Genomic DNA, 20,800 nt, shown 5'->3' with positions numbered 1-20,800 from the left:
CTGCGTCGCCCTTTCGGTCGACTGGCCGACCTTGACTTCGGCCTTTCGGCCGGTTGCCCGACCTTGACGAAAGTCAGGAATGGGACAGGTGGCCGAGCACCTGCCGGTCGAGGTCGATGCGTTTCTGCAGCAGCTCGCCCTCGGTGATCAGCCCTCTGTCGAACGCGTCGAGCGTGGCGTCGCGTTCGGCCACGTAGTAGGCCGCCATGATCTCGCCGCGGAGCGGGGTGAACCCGCGCTCGACGCAGTCGCAGAAGACGTTCGCCTTGCCTTCGAGCAGTTCGGGCTCGACCGTGCAGGCCATCTCATGAGCCTTCATCCTGCGGACCGCCTCGCGCAGGGTGACGGGGCCGAAGGCGTCATTGAAACGGGTGTCCAGCGTGATCTTCGTCGTCCTCACCTTCTCCATGGATCCCTCAACGTACAACCCCTGACGAATCATGAATATTCCCAGGTCAGATGGGGTAAGGGCGCAGCGTGATCGGAGAGCACGTCGTCGTCGGATACACGCACGACTCGGGTGGACGTGACGCTCTCGCACTCGGGGCCGCCATCACGGGGGTCACCGGCGGCGAGCTGACAGTGGCCACGATCCACCCTCAGGAGAGCGCCGGACAGGCCGTCCAGGCGCAGGCCAATCTGGCGCACGCGGCCGAGCATCTGGGCGAGGTTCCCGCGCAGTACCTCGCCTTCGAGAGCCGCGGTTCGGGGCGGGGCCTGTCGGTGCTGGCCAGCAGGATCAGGGCCGATCTGATCGTGGTCGGCTCCCCTCCTGGCGGGCCGCGTGGGCGCATCGCCATCGGCAGCACCGCCGACCACCTGCTGCACCTGTCGCCCGAGGCGGTCATGATCGCCCCGTTGGGCTACGAGCCGGTCGGCGCGCCGACCAGGCTGACGCTGGCCTACGTGCGCAGGCCGCAGGCCGACGAGGCGGTCGAGCGGGTGGCCCAGGCGGCGCTCCGGCTGGGCGTGCCCATGCGCCTCATCACCCTCGACCTGCGCACCGAGGACAGCGGCAGGCTCCGCGACGACCTGGCGCTGGCCGTACGGCTGGCGTGGGAGAGCACCGGCATCGAGGCGGAGGCCGAGACCGCGGAGGGCCACGACGTGTCGGCGGCGCTGGCCGGCGTGGAGTGGCCGCCAGGCGAGCTGCTGGTGTGCGCCGCCAGCGAGGACGCCCAGCCGCACAGAGTCTTCCTCGGCGAGGTCGCGATGAAGGTGTTGCGCGCCTCCTCGTGCCCCGTCGCCGTGCTGCCCAGGGGCTTCTCCTAAGCTGCGGGAGTGCCGCAGAGAGCCCGCTTGATCACCTTCGTCGTTCTCGGCGGGTTCGCCGGCGTCTACGTGGTGGCGGGCTCGCCACTGGCCCTGGTGGTGTTCGCCGCGCAGGCCGCCTTCGTCGTCCGCCGCCGGTGGTGGCTGCCGCTCGTCGTCGCGGTGGCCGCCTACACCTCGGTGTTCACCATGGGCACCTCGGTCGGGATTCTCGGCTTCGTGGGCGGTTCGCTGCTGCTGACCCGGCTGTGGCCGCTCGCGCCTGTGGCCGGGGTCAGCGCCGCGCTCCTCGGCCCCGCCGATTCGGCGATCAGCGCGGTACTGATCGCGCTGGTCGTCTACGGCCTCACCCGCCTGACCGAGCGGGTCGACGAGGTCCACGCCACCAGGCTCGCCCTGGCGATGACCTCCGTCGCCGAGGAGCGCCTGTGCATCGCCGCCGAGCTGAACGAGGGCCTGGGCAGGGCGCTGGCCGTGATCGCGGACAGCGCGCGGGCGGGCAGACCCGATGTCGACACCGCCAGGCGCGCCCTGGCCGACGCCCGCGCCGCCGCCGCCGGCTACCGGGCGATGTCGCTGACGCCCGAGATCACGACCGCCAGGGCGATGCTGGCCGCGGCGGAGATCGGCGCGGAGGCCAGGGTCGGCCACCACGAGCCGCTGGGCCCCGCGGGCGCGCTGCTGGCGGCCGTCCTGCGCGAGGCGGTGACCGAGGTCGTACGGCGCCGCGCCGCGACCACCTGCCTGATCGAGACCGTCGAGGAAGAGGGCGTCGTACGGCTGCGCGTGACCGACGACGGAGCCCGCACCGCCGAGTCGCAGTTCATGGGCGAGCTGCCCGTGCGGGTCGAGGAGGCGGGCGGCACGTTGACCACGTCCATGGGCGCGGACGGCAGGCTGACGGTCGAGGCCACACTCCCCGGCACCCGCCCTGTCCCGGAGCGCGACGGCGCCTACGCGCTCTCGCTCGCCCTGCTCGCCGCCGTGCTGGCCGGCTTCTCGCTGAAGGGCCTGCTGCTCGCCGAACACGTGTGGGGCTCCGCCGCGCTCCTCGCCCTGATCTGCGTCATGCAGCTGCGCTCGGTCAGGGGCCGCCACATGGTCGCCCTCGCCGTGATGACCGCGCTCACCTACGCGCCGCTGCCGCTCCTCGGCACGTCCTGGCTCGGTGTGGCGGGGTTCCTGGCGGGACCTGTCCTGCTCACCTTCTCGTGGAAGGTGGCGCTGCCCCTGGTCGGTCTGGTGCTGGCCAGCGTGGCCTGGACGGGTGTCCTGCTGGAGCTGCCCGTGCCCGTGACCGTCAACTACACGGTCAGCACGCTGGTCACCGGCCTGGTCGTCTACGGGCTGGCGCGGCTGGCCCAGCTGGTCAAGGAGCTGATGGAGGCGCGCCAGGCCCTGGCCCGCTCGGCGGTGGTCGAGGAGCGCCTGCGGGCCGCCCGTGACCTGCACGACCTGCTCGGCCACAACCTCGCGGCGATCCTGCTCACCTGCGAACTGGCGCGCAGGCTCGACCCCGAGGGCGCGAGGGCGCGACTCGAGGAGGTGCAGGCGATGGTCGAGCGCGCGGAGCGGGATCTGCAGGCGGTCTCAGGAGAGGGCCCCTCGATGTCGCTGGGCACGGAGGCCGACTCGGCACGTTCGGTGCTGGCGGCGGCGGGCATCTCCGTCACGCTCGACCTCGGCCACGGGGAGCTCGGCGAGCAGGTCGAGACCGTGCTGAGCACGGTGCTCAGGGAGTCGGTCACCAACGTGCTGCGCCACAGCTCGGCGCGCCACTGCACGGTCACGACCACCCGGGTGGACGGCGTGGTGCGGCTGCGCGTGCGCAACGACGGCGTGGGCTCGGCCGAGGTCCGCCACGGCTCGGCGGGCATCGGCAACCTGACCACGCGCCTGACCGCGCTGCGGGGCGCTCTCACCACCACGCGAGGCGAGGACTGGTTCGAGTTGACCGCCGAGGCGCCGGTCCTGACCTGGGCGGCCCGCTAGATCCAGCCCGCCTCGCGGGCGATGCGGGCGGCGTCGGTGCGGTTGCGGGCGTTGAGCTTGGCGACGATCGCCGTGAGGTAGTTGCGCACGGTGCCCGCGCTCAGGAAGAGCCTGGTGGCGATCTCGGTGGCCTCCGCGCCGTCGGCGGCCATGCGCAGCACGTCCGCCTCCCTGGGGGTGAGCGGGTTGTCCGCCAGGTCCCACGCCGTGACCGCCAGCGAGGGGTCGAGCACCCGCTCCCCCGCCGCCACCTTGCGGATCGCCGCCGCCAGCTCCTCGGGCGGCACGGTCTTCAGCACGAACCCGTCGACCTGGGCGTCGAGCGCGCGCCGCAGATGTCCCGGCTTGCCGTACGCGGTCAGCATGAGCGTGCGGCAGCGTGGCAGGCTGGTGCGCAGCCGGCCTGCCGCCTCGAGGCCGTCGATCGCGCCCGGCATGTCGATGTCGAGCACCGCGACGTCGGGCCGGTGCGCCAGCGCGGCGGCCACGACCTGGTCGCCGGACTCCACGGCGGCCACGACCTCGAGGTCCTGTTCGAGGCCGAGCAGCGCGACGAGAGCGCCCCTGATGACGTGCTGGTCCTCCGCCAGCAGCACGCGAATCACAGGCATATGTCTACCAGTGTCCGGATCATGATGACGTCATGGTCGATGGGTGATCGCGTCTCTGGTCGGTGAAGCCGCAGTTCAGCAGGCTTGGAGTCATGACAGACGTGGTGCGGTTGGAGTCGGTGAGCAAGATCTACGGCAGGGGGCAGAGCGCGGTGGCCGCCCTTCGTGAGATGTCGGTGGGCATCCCTCGCGGGAGCTTCACGGCGGTGATGGGCCCCTCGGGATCGGGCAAGAGCACGTTCCTGCACTGCTCGGCGGGTCTGGACGTGCCGTCCTCCGGCTCGGTGAGGCTCGGCGGCACGGAGCTGGCAGGGATGAACGAGAGCGCGCTCACCGAGCTGCGCAGGCGCAGGGTCGGCTTCGTCTTCCAGGCGTTCAACCTGGTGTCGGCGCTGACGGTGCTCGAGAACATCACCCTGCCGCTGCGCCTGGCCGGCGCGAAGGTGGACGGCGCGTGGCTGGCCGAGATCGTCGGCAGGGTCGGCCTCGACGGCCGCACGGGACACCGCCCCGCCCAGCTGTCCGGCGGGCAGCAGCAGCGGGTGGCGATCGCCAGGGCGCTGGTGACCAGGCCCGAGGTGGTCTTCGGCGACGAGCCGACCGGCGCGCTCGACACGATGACCGCCCGCGACGTGCTGGTCCTGCTGCGCGAGGTCGTCTCCTCGCTGGGCCAGACCGTGGTGATGGTCACGCACGACCCGGTGGCCGCCTCCTACGCCGACACCGTGCTCTTCCTGGCCGACGGCCGGATCGTGGACTCGATGGCCGCCCCGACCGCCGAGAAGGTGGCCGAGCGGATGACCAGGCTGGGGGCGTGGAACTGATGATCTCCTTCGCGTTGAGTACGCTGCGGCACCGCAAGGCGGGCTTCGCCGGCGCGTTCGTGGCCCTGCTGTGCGCGGCGGCGCTGGTGACGGCGTGCGGACTGCTGCTTGAGACCGGGTTGCGCGGCGGGGTCGCGCCCGAGCGGTACGCCGGCGCGCCGGTGATCGTGGCGGGTGACCAGTTCGTCCGCAGCACGGTCGGTGAAGGAGAGAAGGTCAAGACCAAGGCCAAGGCGCTGTCGGAGCGGCGCTGGATCCCCGCCTCCGTGGCCGCCGAGCTGGCCACGGCGCGGGGAGTGGAGAAGGTGGTCAGCGAGGTGACCTTCCCCGTCGGCTCCGCGCTCGGCCACGGATGGGAGTCTGCCGCGCTCACCCCCTTCACCCTGGCCTCGGGCCGTGCCCCTGAGGCCGCCGACGAGGTGGTGGTCGACGCGCGGTTCGCGGGCCGCTCGCTCACGGTGGGCTCGCGCGTCTACCGGGTCGTCGGCGTCACCGCGCAGGCCCTGCCCAGCCAGGACACGATCTTCTTCAGCACCCGTGAGGCCAGGCGACTGGCCGGCAGGCCTGGCCAGGTCAGCGCCATCGGCGTCTTCCCCGCCGTGAACGTCAGTGTCAAGGGCGCCGTCGTCTACACGGGCGACGAGCGCGGCACGGTCGAGTTCCTCGGCGCGGAGAAGGCGCGGGTGATGCTGATCAGCCTGGGCGGCGCGCTCGGCGGCACCTCGCTCCTGGTCGCGATCCTGGTCGTGGTCGGCACGTTCGCGCTGTCGGTCCAGCAGCGTCAGCGCGAGCTGGCCATGCTGCGGGCGGTGGCCGCCACGCCCAGGCAGATCCGCAAGCTGCTGGGCGGCGAGGCGTTGCTGGTCAGCCTGGCTGCGGGCCTGCCGGGGTCGCTGCTGGGCATCCTCCTCGGCTTCTGGCTGCGTTCGCGGTTCGTCGCGCTCGGCGCGATGCCCGGCAACCTCGGGCTCGTCGTGAGCCCGTTCCCCGTGGCCGCGGCGCTCCTGGCCACGGTGGCGGCCGCGTGGACCGCCGCCCGCGTCAGCGCCCGCCGTACGGCCAGGATCCGGCCCGTCGAGGCGCTCGGCGAGGCCGCCATGCCGGGGGCGCGGCTGCCATGGGCGCGCCTGCTGGCGGGGGCGCTGATCGTGGCGGGCGCCGTGGTCCTCACGATCGTGCTGTCGAACCTGAACACCGAGGCGGCCTCCAGCCCCGTCACGATGCTCACCGCGCTGGTCTGGACGATCGCGGTGGCGGTGCTCGGCCCGGCGCTCGCCAGGCTGGTCATGGCGCTGCCGGTGCGCGCACCCGGGGCAGGCGGCTATCTGGCCGCCGCCAACCTGCGCGCGAACTCCGCCCGCATGGCCGCCGTCATCACCCCGCTCAGCCTGATGATCGCGATGACGTGCACCATCCTGTTCGTCCAGACCACGATGGGCCAGGCCGCCACCGACCAGGCGGCGGCGGGCATCAGGGCCGACCACGTGCTCGGCTCCGACGCGCCCGCGGCCGTCCGGAAGGTGCGGGGCGTCCGCGCCACGACCGACGTGCTGCGTACCTCGGTCAGGATCGACCTGGAGAGGTACGGCGCGCAGGCCGTCACCCCCGAAGGGCTCGACCAGACCATGGACCTGGGCGTGAGCGCGGGCTCCCTGCGGGGCTTCGGCGAGAGTTCGGTCGCGGTCAGCTCGACGGCGGCCGAGCGTCTGGGCGTCGGCGTGGGCTCCCCGCTCACGCTCACGCTCGGCGACGGCACCCCCGCCTCGCTCAAGGTCGCCGCCGTCTACACCCGTGGCCTCGCCTTCGGCGACCTCACCCTTCACCACACGCTCGTGGCCGCGCACGTGGACGACCCGCGCGGCACCCTCCTGGTGGCGGGCGGCGAGCGGGCCGCGCTGGAGCGGGCGGCGGGCGGCGCCCGGGTGGAGTACCCGGCCGAGGTCGCGATGTCCAACGCGGCGGTCAACTACGTCGCGATGGGACTGATCGTCGCCTTCTGCGCGATCGCGGTGGTCAACACCCTGGCGATGTCCACGGTGGGCCGCGCCCGCGAGCTGGCGCTGCTGCGCCTGGTGGGCACCACCAGGCGCCAGGTGCTGCGCATGCTGCGCCTGGAGACCGCGACGGCCGTGCTGGTCGCCGCCGTGCTCGGAACCGCCGTCTCGCTGGTCACGCTCTCCGCCTTCAGCACGGGGATGACCGGCTCGGCGACGCCTTCGGTCCCGCCGCTCGCCTATCTGGCGGTGGTCGCGGCGGCGGCCCTCCTCGCGCTGGCCGCCACCGCGCTGCCCGCCAGGTTCGTCCTCAGGCAGCCCCCCGGCGAGGCGATCGGAGCCCGCGAGTGATGGCCCTGCCGTACACCTCGAGGTAGCGGTCGGCCATCACCGAGGGAGAGAAGCGCTGCTCCGCCTCGCGGCGGCACTCCTCGGGATCGATCTCCTCCACGCGCAGGAGCAGCTCGGCCAGCTGTTCCTCCGTGTCGGCCAGCCAGCCCGTGCGGCCGTGGTCGATGAGCTCGGGCAGGCAGCCTCGGCGCAGACCGACCGGCGGCACCCCGAGCGCCATGGCCTCGACCACGGCCGTGCCGCCCGGCTCGTCCCACTGGATGGGGAAGAGCGCGGCCCGCGCCGAGGCGTACAGCGCGTCTCGGGAGGGGCCGCCGACGCCACCGATCCAGCGCACCAGGTCGCCGTCGAGGTAGGGGGCGAGCTGGTCGTGGAAGTAGCGCACGTCGGGATGGCCGTGCAGCGGATGCTCGGGATCCTGCAGAACGGCCTCGAGCTCGGCAGGGGTGTCCATGCCGCTGACCGGCCCCGCCAGCACGAGAGGCAGGCCGAGCTTCTGGCAGACCCTCGCGGCCAGGTGCTGGCCCTTCAGCCCGCAGATCCGGCCCATGACGATCACGTGCTCGCCCCGCCCGCCCTCGGAGGGCTGTCCTGCCAGCGGCGTGGCCAGATGGACCGGGCCCAGGGAGGCGGCCTGCAGCGCCGAGGGGGCGCGGGCCAGCTGCGAGGCCGACACGCCGTTGACGGAGATGCCGGGCGGGAAGCTGCCGTAGAAGCTCGCGTGCTTGCGCAGGTCCCAGTGGAGCGTGTGCAGGACCGGCGGCCCGCCGAAGGCCGACAGCATGGCGGGCCCGACGACCTCCAGATGGTCGTGCACCAGGTCGATGTCGTCGCGGCTGCGCAGCTCCTCGATCACCCGCGCCTGATGGGCGTGGGCCAGGCCCATCACCTGGTTGTACGGCTTCTGCAGATGCCCGAACTGCCCGTCGGGGAAGGCCGTGATCAGCTCGTCCACCTCGATCGAGCTCGAGCCCACGGAGGCGAGCACGACCTTGACTCCGCGGGCGCGCAGCGGCGGGATCAGCGTGGCCACGACGTTCTCGATACCGCCGTAGCCGTCGGGCGGGACGGGAAGCCACGGTCCCGCGTTCATGAGGATCTTCATGCCACGTCCTCCTCCATGACGGCGTTCAAGGACGCGAGCGGAGGCCGCTCGGCGACGGACACGTTGGTGCACGTGTCGGGGTTGAACTGGCGTAGCAGGGTCGCGGGCGGCTCGGAGGCGACGATCCTGCCCTGGCGTTCCAGGCGTGACCAGGCGGTGAGCATGATCTGCCCGGACATCCTGCCGAGCGCGGCGGTGCTCTGGTGGGAGTGCTCGCGGCTGCCGAGGTCCACCTGGGCCATGGCGTCCAGGCCGACCTTCTCCAGCAGGTCGACGAGGAGGCCGAACTCGACCCCGTACTCGGTGACGTACGGCACGCTCTCGAGCGCCGAGCGCCTGCCCGCGTACTCGCCGCCGAGCGGTTGCACGAATCCGGCCAGCTCGGGCCAGAAGAGGTTGAGCAGCGGTCTGGCGACCAGCTCGGTGACCCTTCCGCCCTCGCCGCGCCGTCCTCGCAGGGGCCGCTCGTAGGCGCCCTTCACGAACTGGATGCGCGGATCGGTGAGTAGTGGCCCGAGCAGCCCGGAGACGAAGTGGGCTCCGAAGTTGCGCAGGTCGGAATCTATGTAGACGACCACATCGCCGTGGCTGGCGGCCAGGCCCTTCCAGAGGGCCTCGCCCTTGCCCGACAGCGGTGGGAGTTCGGGAAGCACGTCGTCCTGACGGACGACGCGGGCTCCAGCCTCGGCCGCTCGGGCGGCCGTGGCGTCGGTGGAACGCGAGTCGACGACCAGGACCTCGTCGACCAGCTCTGCCAGATCCCTGCGGATCGTCGAGACGATCGCGCCCACTGTGCGCTCCTCGTCCCGCGCCGGCAGGACCACACTGACCGTGGTCGTGCCCTTGGCCAGGCGGAGCGCGTCGAGCGGCCAGTCGGCGGCGGTACTGGTATTCGTTTCCATGCAGTCTGCCCCGATCTGAAGGAGTTCGCCGGGAAGGCAGCTCTGCCCTGGTTATAGCGATTCGAACATCATTGTTTGCTCGACCGCAGATGAGGCATATGCCGAACCGTGACTCCATTCACCCGTATCGGCCTCATCGGCGCCGGAAATGTCGCCGCGCGCCACGCTGACGTTCTCTCCAGCTTCTCCGACGTGACGATTGCTGGAATCGCCGACACCGATCCCCACAAGGCCGAGGCTCTGGCCTCACGGCATGGCTCCCCCGCCTACGGCGACCATGCCGACCTCCTGGCTGCCGGCGGACTGGATGCGGTTTATGTATGCGTCCCTCCTTTTGCGCACGGTACGCCAGAGCTTGACGCCCTGGAGTGCGATCTACCGATATTTGTGGAAAAACCGCTCTCCCTGGACCTCGCCACGGCCGAGAAGATAGCCGCGGAGATCAAGCGCAGGGGGCTGCCGTCGGCGGTCGGGCACCACTGGCGCTACCTCGACATCCTCGACCGGGCCCGCGAGCTGCTGGCCGACCGGCCGGTACAGCTCGCGATGGGCTACTGGCTGGACAAGATCCCGCCGGTCCCGTGGTGGACCAACCCTGAGATGTCCGGCGGCCAGGTGCTCGAACAGGCCGTGCACGTGCTCGACCTGGCGAGGGTCCTGGTCGGCGAGGTGACGATGGCGCACACCGTGCCCGCGGCCGAGAAGGACGGGGAGATCGCCAAGGCGACCGCGGCGGTGCTGCGGTTCTCCAACGGGGCGGCGGGACTGCTCGCGGCCACCTGCCTGCTGCCGGGCAAGAACAGGATCGGGCTGGAGCTGTGCGCCGACGGAATCTCGCTGGATCTGAGCGAAACGCGTCTCGCCGCCGACGGGTCGAGCATCATGGAGGATCCTGGCCAGGCCAAGACGCGCGTGGACAGGGAGTTCGTCAACGCCGTCCAGGGCAGGGCGAGTGACGTGCGCGTGCCGTACGAGGAGGCGCTGCGCACCCACCGGCTGGCCCACGCGGTCGCGCGTTCGGCTGTGGAGGGAGGCCCCGTATGGATGACATCCGCACCCTGAGCATCGAGGCGCCCGGCGAGATCACCTTCGTCGAGGAGAAGAGCCCCACCCTCGAACCTGGGACGTTCAGGGTCGAGACCGTCTACAGCGGCGTCTCGGCGGGCACCGAGCTGACCTACGTGAAGGGCACCAACCCCTACCTGCACTCCTCGTGGGACTCAGCGCTCGGCCTGTTCACCGAGGGCGTGCCGTCGATGGAGTACCCGGTGCGCGGCATCGGCTACATGCAGGTCGGCATGGTCACCGAGACCAGGACCGCCGCCGTCCGTGAGGGGACACTGCTGGCGATGGCCTACGGTCACCGCACGGGCTACGTCGCCGACCCGCTCAAGGACCGCTTCGTCGAACTTCCCGACGACCTCGACCCGCTGCTCGGCATCTACGTCGCCCACATGGGCCCGATCTGCGCCAACGGCCTGCTGCACGCCGCCGCCGACCTGCACGGGCCCGCCGTCCACGGTCTGGGCGACGGGGTGAGGGGGCGGCGCGTGGCCGTCACGGGCGCGGGCGTGGTCGGCCTGCTGACCGCCAGCTTCGCCCTCAGGCACGGCGCGGCGGAGGTCGTCGTCGTGGACGAGACCGCCGAAAGGCTCCGCATCGCCGAGGCGCTCGGCGCGAAGACCGTGCAGGAGGATCCGGCCGTCACGCTCAAGGAGCGCTGGCGCCACGCTCCAGGCGACCGCGGCGCGGACGTGGTGTTCCAGTGCAGGGGGCAGGCCCGCTACCTCGCCCTGGCGCTGAAGCTGCTCAGGCCCCAGGGCACGGTGATCGACCTGGCCTTCTACCCCAGCGGCGCCGACGAGGTGCGCCTGGGCGAGGAGTTCCACCACAACGGGCTGTCGATCAGGTGCGCCCAGATCGGCAGGGTGCCGCGCGGCCTCGCCCACGCTTGGGACAGGGAGCGGCTCTCTCACGAGACGATCGAGCTGCTCCACGATCGCCGGGACCTACGCCGGCACGTGGTCACCGACCTCGTGCGTTTCGACGACGCTCCCAAGCTCCTCGCCGACCTCGCGGAGGGACGAAGGCACGCCGTCCAGGCCGTGCTGGCACAGGAGGTCGAGGACTAGCGCGGCCGACCAGCTGAAGTCGCGGCAGCCGTGGCCTTCGAGGGTGAAGGGGTCGAAGTACTCCCTGAACCCCGAGGTCGTGACCGCCCTGACCATGCCGTCGGCCAGCAGCTCCGCGAGATCGGGCCTGCGGTGCCTCAGGCCCTGCCAGACCAGCCAGGTGAGGTTGATCCAGCTGGGCCCGCGCCAGTAACGGGCGGGGTCGAACTCGGCGGTGCCGGGGGCGAAGCTGGGCAGCAGCCCTCGCTTGATCTCGAAGCGGTCGAGCGCGGTGCCGATCAGCGCGTTGACGATCTCGCGGGGCAGGTCGGGCAGGATCAGCGGCACGAGGCCCGCCGCGCTGCTGGAGCGCAGCAGGATGCCGCTGCCGGCGTCGCGACCGTGGAAGAGGCCGTCGTCGTAGAGGTGCTCGACCATCGCGGCGGTGATCCTGGCGGCCTCGGCGTGGTGCGGGGCGGGGTCGAGGCCGACAGCGGAGGCTATCTTCGCCAGGGCCGACTCGGCGGCGCCGTACGCGGCGTTGAACAGCGGGTCCTCCACCGCGAACGCGCCCGCCCTGCGGTAGCCGGTGTCGCGGTAGGCGCGGGCGAGGGCGGTGTAGCGCTCGTAGTCGCGGTCGGTGGGCCGCTCGTCGGGGCTGACGTGGGCCAGGTCGCGGCGGCGCACGCCCATCGGGCCCGCGACGACCGCCGCGAGGGGGATGTCCCACGCGGGGCTGTTGTCCATGCCCGACTCCCACGGGTGCACGATCGACATCAGGCCCTCGGGCGACTGCCTCGCCGTACGGAGGAACTGCTGCTGGGCGACCAGGCGCGGGTAGATGCGGCGCAGGAAGGCAGGGTCCGGCTCGGCCAGGTGGACCTGCCATGCGGCCATGGCGTGCACGGGCGGCTGCACGATGCCGGAGGTCGCGCTGCCCGAGGGGGCGCGCGCCTCCCAGAACTCGGGTCCTGGGAAGTAGGCGCCCTCGGGCACATCGGGGTTGAAGACGATGTGCGGCACCCTGCCGTCGCGCCACTGGGCGCCGAACAGCGACAGCAGCTCGATGCGGGCCCTGCGCGGCGACCATCGCGCGTTGCCGATGGCGATGAAGGCGGAGTCCCAGCTCCATTGGTGGGGGTAGAGCCGCCTGGACGGGACGGTGTAGCTACCGTCCCAGTTGGCGACCAGGACACGCACGGCTTCACGCGCGATCATATGAACTTCCTGATGAAGGCCGCGGTCTGCGGCAGGACGATCTCGGGTTCACCGCGCAGCCGGCACTCGAGGGCGAGGTAGCCGTCGTAGCCGATGGCGTCCAGGGTGGCCAGCTGCGCCGCCCAGTCCAGGTGGCCCGTCCCCGGCTGGTTGCGGTTGGACTCGCTGATCTGCATGTGCGCGAGGTACGGCCCGGCCTCCACCAGCGAGCGGCAGGGGTCGTCCTCCTCGATGTTCATGTGATAGGTGTCGCCGACGACCCTGATGGAGTCCATGGCGCAGTAGGACACCGCCTCGGCCAGAGTGTTGACCATGTGGTTCTCGTAGCGGTTGAGCGGCTCGAGCATGATCTTCACGCCGTTGCGCTGCGCGTGCTCGCCCAGCGTGCCGAGCGCCTCGGCCAGCACCTCGCGGTCGTCGTCGGGGCCGCGCGGCGGCTCGAACGGCGGCAGCCTGCGCGAGAACTGCCCCCATGAGGCAGGCGTCATCACGCCGATGCCGCCCAGCTCGGCGATCACCGTGAGCTGCGAGCGCAGCTGCTGGATGGCGTCCTTGCGCTTGGCGGGGTCGAAGTCACCGATGAAGTGCGGCATGTCCACGCAGACCGTCGGCATCACCACGCCGTCGGCCAGCGCGCGCTTGAGCTCGGTCAGCCTGCTGGCGAAGTGGAAGTCGCCCTTGCCACGCAGCTCGATCGCGTCGAATCCCGCCTCGACCGCGAACGTGAACTTCTCCTGCAGCGTGCGCCCTGGCAGCAGCTGCTCCTGTACGGCGAGCTTCATCCTGTTGTTTCCTCAAGGCTCCGGTCGAAGGCGAAGACGAGTTGCAGTACGTCCGCGGGGTGGCGATCGAGCAGGTCGAACGCCTCGGCCGCCGACTCGACGGGCATGACGTGGCTGATCAGGCGCTCGGCGTCGACCTCGCCCCGGTAGACGAGCTCCATGAACGTGCGCTGCAGCCGCTCGACGTCCCACCTGTGGGACATCCACGAGGCGACGCCGCCGATCTGCGAGGAGACGAGCTGCACCTGGTTGTGGTGGAACTCCTCTCCCAGCCGCAGCCCGACGCCCTCGCCCTGGTAGAAGCCGGCCGCGACGACCCTGCCCCCCTTGCGGACGGTCCTGATCGCCTCGTGGAGCCCCTGGTGGCTGCCGCTGAGCTCGATCGCGGTGTCGGCGCCCTCGATGCGTTTACGGACGAACTCGGCCACCGAGCCCGCCCCCACGTCGAAGGCCTCGGCGGCGCCGAAGCGCTTGGCCAGCTCGAGGCGGGCGGGAAGGGCGTCGGCGGCGACCACCCTGGCGCCGTTGAGCACGGCGAGCCTGGTGGCGAGCAGCCCGATCACGCCCTGCCCGAAGATCGCCACCTGGTCGCCGAGATGGATGTCGGCGGCGTGGACGGCGTTGAGCGCGATCGCGCCGACCCTGGCGAAGACGCCCGCCAGCGGGTCGACGCCCGGCGGGATCATGTGACCCACCAGCTTCTCCGCGGGCACGATCGCCTCGTCGCGGTGGCCCCAGATGCCCCACACCAGCGACCCGACGGGCGGGTCGCTGACGTCGGGAGCGGCCTCGACGACCTCGCCGACTTCCTGGTAGCCCCATCCGCTCAGCGGATAGGTGTGGCTCTGACCCTCGACGAACAGGCGTCGCTCGGTGTCCCACTTGCGGTTGAGGTAGGGGTTGGTCCCCCTGTAGGCGGTCAGCTCCGTGCCCGCCGAGACGCCCGAGTAGAGGGTGCGAACCCGCACGGTGCCGGACGCCAAGTCGCCGGGCTCTTCCGCGCGCACGCGCACGAGACCCGGCTCTTCGATAGTGATGACGTGCATTCCCCACACTTACGCTTTTTGATCAAACAAAAGGTAGCGATTTAGCGCATGTTGGCATGCGATAGTTGCGCCCGTAACACACTTAAGTCTACGACTTTAGCTGGGCATTGCGTAAACAAAATTCCGCGCGTCTTCCGGAAAGCAACCTTTCCCATGATCCGCGATACGCGGGCTGACCAGGCAGATCACGCCATGCGGGTTTCTCAACGGATGCCCGAAATTGCCCTCTGCGTTGCTTGCCCTGCTCAAGGGGTACGCCCAGGCACATCACCCCTGGAGGAGCGTGCCATGCCTCAGAAGGTAACCGCCGTCCTCTCCGCCGCGTTGCTGGCCATCACCGTGGCAGCGTGCGGTGGTGGGACGGAAGAGCGGAGCGCCGACGCGATCACCGTGTGGACCGAGGAGAACCTCGCCGACCGGATGGCCGTGCAGCAGCAGATCGTCGCCGACTTCACCAAGAAGACCGGGATCAAGGTCAACCTGGTCGGCGTCGCGGAGGACCAGTTCAGCCAGATCGTCACCTCGGCCGCCGCGGCGGGCAAACTGCCCGACGTCATCGGCGCGCTCCCCCTCGCGGCGGTGCGCGAGCTGGAGGCCAACGACCTGCTCGACACCGAGACCCCTGGCAAGATCGTCGACCAGCTCGGCCGAGACACCTTCTCCGCCAGGGCGCTGGAGCTCGACAGCGCCTCGGGCAAGCTGCTGGCCGTCCCCAGCGACGGCTGGGCGCAGCTGATCCTCTACCGCAAGGACCTGTTCGAGAAGGCGGGCCTGGAACCGCCCGACACCTACGAGCGGCTGGAGGCGGCGGCCAAGAAGCTCAACACGGGCGGCGTGGCGGGCATCACGCTGGCCATCGCCCCCAAGGACTCCTTCACCGCGCAGAGCTTCGAGCACGTGGCGCTGGCCAACGGCTGCCAGCTGGTCGACAACGCGGGCAACGTCCCCCTGGACCAGCCGCCGTGCGTGCGGGCCTTCGACTTCTACTCGCGGCTGGCCTCGCAGTACTCCGTGAAGGGCAAGCAGGACGTCGACTCCACCAGGGCGACCTACTTCTCGGGCAAGGCGGCGATGACGATCTGGTCGTCGTTCATCCTCGACGAGATGGCGGGGCTGCGGAACGACGCCCTTCCCTCCTGCCCCGCGTGCAGGCAGGACAAGGAGTGGCTGGCCAAGAACACCGGCGTGGTCACCGCGTTGAAGGGCCCCGAGGGCGCCGAGCCCGCGCAGTACGGCGAGATCGTCTCCTGGGCGGTCACCAGGGACGCCAACACCTCCGGCGCGCAGCAGTTCGTCTCGTTCATGATGAACGAGGGCTACGAGCGGTGGATCGGGATGGCCCCCGAGGGCAAGTTCCCCACCCGCAAGGGCTTCGAGGACAAGTGGACGGCGCTGCCTGCCGGGGTCGACAGCAAGAAGCCGCTGTCGGAGGTCTACCCCGCCGAGATCCTCGACTCGCTGCGCAAGAGCCCCGACACCTTCGCCAGGTGGGGCATCCCGCAGGGCCAGGGCAAGCTGGTCGGCGCCACGATGGGCGAGCTGCCCGTGCCCAAGGCGCTCAGCGCGATCGTCGACGGCTCACTCACCCCGCAGGCCGCGGCCACCCAGGCCAAGTCCGACGTCGAGACGATCAAGCGGGGGATCAGGGAATGACCACCGCAGGCGGTGGACGACTCACACGCAGGGGAAGGACGCTTCAGCAACAGGAGGCGAGGGCGGGGCTGGTCCTCATCTCGCCCACACTGCTCATCACGCTGGTGGTCGTCGTCGCTCCCCTGCTGTGGGCGATCATGCTCGCCTTCCAGGACGCCCGGCTGATCAACATCCGCAGGACGGGCCTGTTCGGCAACTACACGCTGGAGAACTTCTCCTACGTCATCTCCGAGCCCGGCTTCTGGTCCGCGCTCCTCAACACGCTCCTCTACACGATCGCCGGGACCGCGCTCTCGATCGTCATCGGCCTGGTCGCGGCGCTCGCGCTGCGGGGCGCCTTCAAGGGCCGCACGCTGGTGAGAGCCTCCATCCTGATCCCCTACGTCGCCCCTGTCGTGGCGGTCGCCTTCCTGTGGGAGGTGATGCTGAACCCCCAGTTCGGCATCGTCAACACCTGGCTGAGCGAGCCGATCGCCTTCCTCACCCAGGCCAGGGGCAGCTTCCTCGGCCTTCAGGTGCCGGTGGCGCTGCTCACGGTCATCGCCTTCGAGGCGTGGCGCTACTTCCCTTTCGCCTTCCTGTTCATCCTCGCCAGGCTCCAGGCGCTGCCCGGCGAGCTGGAGGAGGCGGCGGTGGTGGACGGCGCGACGCCCACCCAGCGCTTCCGCTACGTGATCATGCCGCAGCTCTGGCGGGTGGTCGCGCTGCTGGCGGTGCTGAGGTTCGTGTTCACCTTCACCAAGTTCGACGACGTCTACCTGCTGACGGGAGGCGGCGCCGGCACGGAGGTGGTCAGCGTGCGGGTCTACAACTTCCTCACCGCGCGCGACGACATCGGTGCCTCGGCGGCGCAGGCGATCGTGCTGGCCGTGGTGCTGGTGGTGTTCCTGGCCGTCTACCTGAGGTTCTTCGCCGGAGGTGAGCGTGACCAGAGATCGCTTTGAGCGGGCGCTGTTCAGGGTGCTCAGGCCGCTGGTGATCGCGTTCCTGACGGTGATCACCGCGTTCCCCTTCCTCTACATGGTGATGCTGTCGGTCCGCGACATCCAGGAGCTGATCCTCGACCCTGGATCGCTGTGGCCGCAGAGCTTCACGCTGTCGACGTACGCGGACGTGCTGGGCAGGCAGGGCTTCGTCACCTTCATGGGCAACAGCGCGATCGTCGCGGTCGCCTCGGTCCTGGTGACGCTGCTGATCTCGATCCCCGGCGCGTACGCGGTGGCCAGGCTGCGTTTCTTCGGCCGCCGTCAGGTGCACTTCCTGTTCCTGGCCGTCTACCTCTTCCCCGCGATCGTGCTGGCGATCCCGCTGTTCGTGCTGTTCACCATGCTCGGGCTGCGCGGGTCGCTGCCAGGGCTGATCCTGGTCTACATCGCCCAGACGGTGCCCGTGACGGTCTACATGCTGCGCAACTACTTCGAGACCGTGCCGCAGAGCGTGGAGGAGGCGGCCGCCATCGACGGCTGCAGCCGGATGGAGACGATCTGGCGGGTGGTGCTGCCGCTGTCGAAGCCCGCGCTCATGGCCACGGGTCTCTACGCCTTCATGATCGCCTGGAACGAGTTCCTCTTCGCCCTGCTCTTCCTCGTGGAGCGCAGGGAGAGCTGGACCGTCTCGCTGGGACTGTCGCAACTGGCGGGCAGTATCGAGATCCCGACGACCGTTCTCATGGCAGGATCGGTGGTTCTGACGCTCCCCATCGTCGTGGTGTTCTTCGCCAGTGAGCGATTGCTGACGGAGGGCCTCACGGCAGGCGCTGAGAAGGGCTAGAGATGCTGACGGCAGGACACGTCCTCCAGTTGATCAGGCAGGGCACTTGCCGTACCCGCAAAGAGCTGATCGAGTACACCGGCCTGTCCCGGTCCACCATCACCGACAGGGTCGACAGGCTGATCGAGGCCGGCTACATCCACGAGGCCGAGCGAGGGGCGTCAGGGGGCGGGCGCCCTCCCTCGGTGCTGGCCATCGACCCGGCCAGCAAGGTGGCGCTCGTCGCCGACCTCGGCGCCAGCCACGCCCGCGTCGCGCTGACCGACCTGGCCGCGCGCCCGCTGGCGGAGGAGTCCACCCGGATGCGCATCGACAGGGGGCCCGAGCCCGTCCTGACCTGGGTGCGGGAGGCCTTCGAGCGACTGCTCGACCGCACCGGCAGCCCGCGGGAGCGGGTCTGCAGCATCGGCCTCGACCTGCCCGGCTCGGTCGACCACACCTCGGGCAAGGTGCTGAGGTCCTTCCTCATGCCGGGCTGGGACGACCTGCCGATCAAGGCGGCCTTCGGCGACCGGTTCGACGTGCCCATCCTGGTCGAGAACGACGCGAAGGCGATGGCGCTCGGCGAGTGGTGGGCCTCCTTCCGCACCTCGCCCTCGCTGCTGCTGGTGAAGGTCTCCACCGGCATCGGCGCGGGCATCGTGCTCGACGGGCGCATCTACAGGGGCGTGGAGGAGGCCGCGGGCAACATCGGGCACGTACGGCTGCGCGAGAGCGACGACCGCGTGTGCACGTGCGGCTCGAAGGGCTGCGTCGCCTCGCTGGCCAGCGGGCACGCCCTGGCCGTCGACCTCGGCCAGGAGACCAGCCAGGACGTCGTCCGCCTGGTGCAGGCGGGCGACCCCGAGGCCATCGCGCGCACCCAGGAGGCGGGCCGCACGCTCGGCCTGGTGCTGGCCACGGCGGTCAGCCTGCTCAACCCTGGCGTGCTGGTGCTGGCCGGCGACATGGCGGAGACCAGGGAGCACTACCTCACCGGCATCAGGGAGAGCGTCTACCGGCGCAGCCTGCCGTTCACGACCAGGAACCTGGAGATCGTGACCAGCACGCTCGGCGGCAGGGCGGGCATCGTCGGCACCGCCGTCATGGTGACAGAGCACGTGCTGTCGCCCGCGAGCGTCGACGCCTCACTGGCTTGAAGGCCAGGACGCTGACGGCGAGCACGGCGACACCGAGCAGCATGCCGCCCACCACGTCGCTGACCCAGTGGACACCCAGCGCGACCCGCGTGTAGGAGACCGAGAGCGCGAGGAGGGCGGCGGCCGTCCAGGCCAGCGCCGTCGGCAGGGGCCTGCCGCGCAGGGCGGGCCTCGCCAGCAGCACGAGCACGCCCGCGCCCAGCGTGGCGGCCAGCGCGTGCCCCGAGGGGAAGGACAGCCCGGGAGCGCTGGACACCGGGTCGGGGAAGATCGGTCGCGCCCTGTCGATCAGGAGTTTCAGCCCCTCGCCCAGCAGGCCGCCCGCCACGGTCGTGATCAGCGCCCAGCCCGCGGCCAGCGGCGCGCCCCGCCACGCCAGCCACGCCGCGACCCCGACCACCACCACCCGCCACGTGGCGGGACCCAGCGCGTCGGTCCAGAAGGCCATGAGACGGGTCCATGCGGGGTTGGCGACCGCGTGGGCGTGCAGATCGTGCGCGACGGCCATGTCGAGGCCGTTGAGCGGCTGGCGGGCGACGTGGAGGAGCAGCCCGAAAGGGATCACGGTCAGAGCGAACGCGAGCCTGGCGATCATCACACCAGTCTGCCCGCTAAACGCCGAGCCAGCCCTTCAACAGCGAGGGAGCCTCGACCATCGAAGGCCCGTACCAGGTCAGCGCCCTGCCGCTCACCAGCGCGCTCCTGGCGAAACACTCGGGACCGTCCTGCGCGTGAAAGGCGTAGGGCTCGTCCGGCAGCACCACCAGATCGGGGTCCTTCGCCACGATCTCCGCGAGAGGGATCTTGGGATAGCGCTCCGCGTGGCCGGCGTAGAGGTTGTCGAAGCCCAGCCGCCGCAGCACGTCCCCTGTGAAGGTGTCGCGTCCCACCACCATCCACGGCCTGCGCCAGATCGGGACGACCACCGTCCTGCGCGCCTCGGGCTCGGGCAGGTCCCATGCCGCCCTCGCCCGGTCCAGCCACGCGGGCGAGGGCGTACGGCAGGCCAGCTCGAACATCCTGGCCAGCGAGGTGAACGCCTCCTCGACCGTCCGGATGCGCGTCACCCAGACCGCGATCCCCGACTCCCTGAGTGCCAGGAGGTCGGGCTCCCTGTTCTCCTCCTCGTTGGCCAGCACCACATCGGGGCGCAGCTCCCTGATCCGATCGAGGTCGGGGTTCTTGGTGCCGCGCACCCTGACCACGTCGAGACCCGCGGGATGGGTGCACCAGTCGGTGGCGCCGACGAGCTTGCCCGTGGCGGCCACCGACTCGGTCAGGGAGGGAACGAGGGAGACGATCCTGGCGACCTCCGCGGGCACCCGCGCCTCGGCCCCCGTGTCGTCGGACGGCACGGCACGGCCTACTTCAGGGCCTTGAGCGCGCTGTCGTAGTCGGGCTCCTGGGTGATCTCGGAGACCAGCTCGGAGTGGACGACGTTGTTGTCGCCGTCGAGGACCACCACCGCGCGGGCCGCGAGACCGGCCAGCGGGCCGCCCTCCTGGACCACGCCGTAGTCCGACAGGAACTCCCTGCCGCGCATCAGCGACAGCATGACCACCTGGTCCAGGCCCTCCGCGCCGCAGAAGCGCTTCTGGGCGAAGGGCAGGTCCGCGGAGACGCACAGCACGGCCACGTCGGGGTGCTCGGCCGCCACCTCGTTGAAGCGGCGCACCGAGGCGGCGCAGACGCCGGTGTCGACGCTCGGGAAGATGTTGAGCACCTTGGTCCTGCCACCGAAGTCGGCGAGCGTGACGTCCGACAGGTCGCTGCCGACGAGGCTGAACGCGGGAGCCGCGTCGCCGGGCTGGAGGAAGGTGCCGCCCACGGTGATCGGGTTGCCCTTGAACGTGACTTCGGACATCAGTGCCTCCGGCGAGGAAAGTGTGGCAAACAGAGCCACGATCTTATCCACTGAGCTCGCAATCCCCCGCGCCGGGCGGACCGTGACTCAGTACACTCGGCGACGTTCGACTGGGCCCCCCATCCGGAGTGACATGTGAGCAGCGGGCTCGTTGACGCCCCTCCTT

Annotated in this window: 19 protein-coding genes and 1 pseudogene; 10 read left to right on the top strand and 10 right to left on the bottom strand. The window is 70.7% G+C overall.

Features of this window, described 5'->3' with window-relative positions; all coding sequences use genetic code 11:
- Positions 1–73: 73 nt before the first annotated feature.
- Entirely contained in the window at positions 74–409 is a 336-nt protein-coding gene (locus tag ABFX50_RS43020; protein ID WP_346155042.1) for a hypothetical protein, read from the bottom strand.
- Positions 410–477: 68 nt separating this feature from the next.
- On the opposite strand from ABFX50_RS43020, the gene ABFX50_RS43015 reads away from it, so the two are divergent.
- Both ABFX50_RS43015 and ABFX50_RS43010 read left to right on the top strand, forming a co-directional pair.
- Positions 478–1,272 (top strand): universal stress protein, encoded by a 795-nt coding sequence (locus tag ABFX50_RS43015; protein ID WP_346155041.1) that lies wholly within the window; start codon positions 478–480, stop codon positions 1,270–1,272.
- Between the two features lie 27 nt (positions 1,273–1,299).
- A complete protein-coding gene (locus ABFX50_RS43010; RefSeq protein ID WP_346155040.1) occupies positions 1,300–3,264 on the top strand; it encodes a sensor histidine kinase in 1,965 nt (654 codons plus the stop codon).
- Here the strand turns inward: ABFX50_RS43010 and ABFX50_RS43005 are convergent.
- Complete coding sequence (locus ABFX50_RS43005) at positions 3,261–3,869, bottom strand: response regulator transcription factor (RefSeq protein ID WP_346155056.1); 609 nt, start codon at positions 3,867–3,869, stop codon at positions 3,261–3,263. The genes ABFX50_RS43010 and ABFX50_RS43005 overlap by 4 nt on opposite strands.
- A 98-nt stretch (positions 3,870–3,967) precedes the next feature.
- Here ABFX50_RS43005 and ABFX50_RS43000 point away from each other — a divergent pair, with 98 nt between their 5' ends.
- Together ABFX50_RS43000 and ABFX50_RS42995 are read left to right on the top strand one after the other, a co-directional pair.
- Positions 3,968–4,699 carry an ABC transporter ATP-binding protein gene (locus ABFX50_RS43000; RefSeq protein WP_346155039.1) on the top strand — a complete coding sequence of 244 codons (732 nt, stop codon included), beginning with the start codon at positions 3,968–3,970 and terminating at the stop codon, positions 4,697–4,699.
- The gene (locus ABFX50_RS42995) at positions 4,699–7,044 is read left to right on the top strand and encodes an ABC transporter permease (RefSeq protein WP_346155055.1); all 2,346 of its coding nucleotides are present in this window, start codon (positions 4,699–4,701) and stop codon (positions 7,042–7,044) included. Before ABFX50_RS43000 ends, ABFX50_RS42995 begins: the two co-directional genes overlap by 1 nt.
- Here ABFX50_RS42995 and ABFX50_RS42990 read toward each other — a convergent pair.
- Both ABFX50_RS42990 and ABFX50_RS42985 read right to left on the bottom strand, forming a co-directional pair.
- On the bottom strand, positions 7,004–8,149 hold the full coding sequence (locus ABFX50_RS42990) for a glycosyltransferase (protein ID WP_346125811.1): 1,146 nt from the start codon (positions 8,147–8,149) through the stop codon (positions 7,004–7,006). The two genes, ABFX50_RS42995 and ABFX50_RS42990, sit on opposite strands and share 41 nt — an antisense overlap.
- The gene (locus tag ABFX50_RS42985) at positions 8,146–9,051 is read right to left on the bottom strand and encodes a glucosyl-3-phosphoglycerate synthase (protein ID WP_346155038.1); all 906 of its coding nucleotides are present in this window, start codon (positions 9,049–9,051) and stop codon (positions 8,146–8,148) included. Before ABFX50_RS42985 ends, ABFX50_RS42990 begins: the two co-directional genes overlap by 4 nt.
- Before the next feature lie 108 nt (positions 9,052–9,159).
- Between ABFX50_RS42985 and ABFX50_RS42980 the strand changes: the two genes are divergently transcribed.
- The gene (locus ABFX50_RS42980; RefSeq protein WP_346155037.1) at positions 9,160–10,113 is read left to right on the top strand and encodes a Gfo/Idh/MocA family protein; all 954 of its coding nucleotides are present in this window, start codon (positions 9,160–9,162) and stop codon (positions 10,111–10,113) included.
- The gene (locus tag ABFX50_RS42975) at positions 10,092–11,183 is read left to right on the top strand and encodes a zinc-binding dehydrogenase (protein WP_183649292.1); all 1,092 of its coding nucleotides are present in this window, start codon (positions 10,092–10,094) and stop codon (positions 11,181–11,183) included. The genes ABFX50_RS42980 and ABFX50_RS42975 overlap by 22 nt, the downstream gene beginning before the upstream one ends.
- 18 nt (positions 11,184–11,201) lie before the next feature.
- Here ABFX50_RS42975 and ABFX50_RS42970 read toward each other — a convergent pair.
- From ABFX50_RS42970 to ABFX50_RS42960, 3 genes and pseudogenes are all read right to left on the bottom strand, one after another.
- Positions 11,202–12,380 (bottom strand): annotated as a pseudogene (locus tag ABFX50_RS42970) (MGH1-like glycoside hydrolase domain-containing protein); the annotation flags it as partial.
- Positions 12,377–13,162, bottom strand: coding sequence for a sugar phosphate isomerase/epimerase family protein (locus ABFX50_RS42965; RefSeq protein ID WP_183649295.1), 786 nt, complete (start codon positions 13,160–13,162; stop codon positions 12,377–12,379). The pseudogene ABFX50_RS42970 and the gene ABFX50_RS42965, both read right to left, overlap by 4 nt.
- The gene (locus tag ABFX50_RS42960) at positions 13,159–14,208 is read right to left on the bottom strand and encodes a zinc-binding dehydrogenase (RefSeq protein ID WP_183649298.1); all 1,050 of its coding nucleotides are present in this window, start codon (positions 14,206–14,208) and stop codon (positions 13,159–13,161) included. Before ABFX50_RS42960 ends, ABFX50_RS42965 begins: the two co-directional genes overlap by 4 nt.
- A 288-nt stretch (positions 14,209–14,496) precedes the next feature.
- Here ABFX50_RS42960 and ABFX50_RS42955 point away from each other — a divergent pair, with 288 nt between their 5' ends.
- From ABFX50_RS42955 to ABFX50_RS42940, 4 genes are read left to right on the top strand one after another with little or no spacing between them, the layout of a single operon-like run.
- On the top strand, positions 14,497–15,861 hold the full coding sequence (locus ABFX50_RS42955; RefSeq protein WP_346125815.1) for an ABC transporter substrate-binding protein: 1,365 nt from the start codon (positions 14,497–14,499) through the stop codon (positions 15,859–15,861).
- A complete protein-coding gene (locus ABFX50_RS42950) occupies positions 15,858–16,805 on the top strand; it encodes a carbohydrate ABC transporter permease (RefSeq protein WP_183649304.1) in 948 nt (315 codons plus the stop codon). The genes ABFX50_RS42955 and ABFX50_RS42950 overlap by 4 nt, the downstream gene beginning before the upstream one ends.
- Positions 16,786–17,631 (top strand): carbohydrate ABC transporter permease, encoded by an 846-nt coding sequence (locus ABFX50_RS42945; RefSeq protein WP_346155036.1) that lies wholly within the window; start codon positions 16,786–16,788, stop codon positions 17,629–17,631. Before ABFX50_RS42950 ends, ABFX50_RS42945 begins: the two co-directional genes overlap by 20 nt.
- Before the next feature lie 2 nt (positions 17,632–17,633).
- Positions 17,634–18,770: an ROK family transcriptional regulator gene (locus ABFX50_RS42940; RefSeq protein WP_346125818.1), complete on the top strand. Its 1,137-nt coding sequence runs from the start codon at positions 17,634–17,636 to the stop codon at positions 18,768–18,770.
- Here the strand turns inward: ABFX50_RS42940 and ABFX50_RS42935 are convergent.
- From ABFX50_RS42935 to tpx, 3 genes are read right to left on the bottom strand one after another with little or no spacing between them, the layout of a single operon-like run.
- Complete coding sequence (locus ABFX50_RS42935; protein ID WP_346155035.1) at positions 18,715–19,365, bottom strand: phosphatase PAP2 family protein; 651 nt, start codon at positions 19,363–19,365, stop codon at positions 18,715–18,717. The genes ABFX50_RS42940 and ABFX50_RS42935 overlap by 56 nt on opposite strands.
- Before the next feature lie 16 nt (positions 19,366–19,381).
- Complete coding sequence (locus ABFX50_RS42930) at positions 19,382–20,125, bottom strand: helical backbone metal receptor (protein WP_346155034.1); 744 nt, start codon at positions 20,123–20,125, stop codon at positions 19,382–19,384.
- An 8-nt stretch (positions 20,126–20,133) separates the two neighbouring features.
- Positions 20,134–20,634, bottom strand: a complete 501-nt coding sequence (tpx, locus tag ABFX50_RS42925; protein ID WP_183649315.1) for a thiol peroxidase — start codon at positions 20,632–20,634, stop codon at positions 20,134–20,136.
- Positions 20,635–20,800: the final 166 nt, after the last annotated feature.

The sequence above is a fragment of the Nonomuraea recticatena genome (genome assembly GCF_039533245.1).
GTDB lineage: Bacteria > Actinomycetota > Actinomycetes > Streptosporangiales > Streptosporangiaceae > Nonomuraea > Nonomuraea roseola.
Note: the sequence above shows the minus strand (reverse complement) of the source record. Positions and strands in the feature narration are given on the sequence as shown.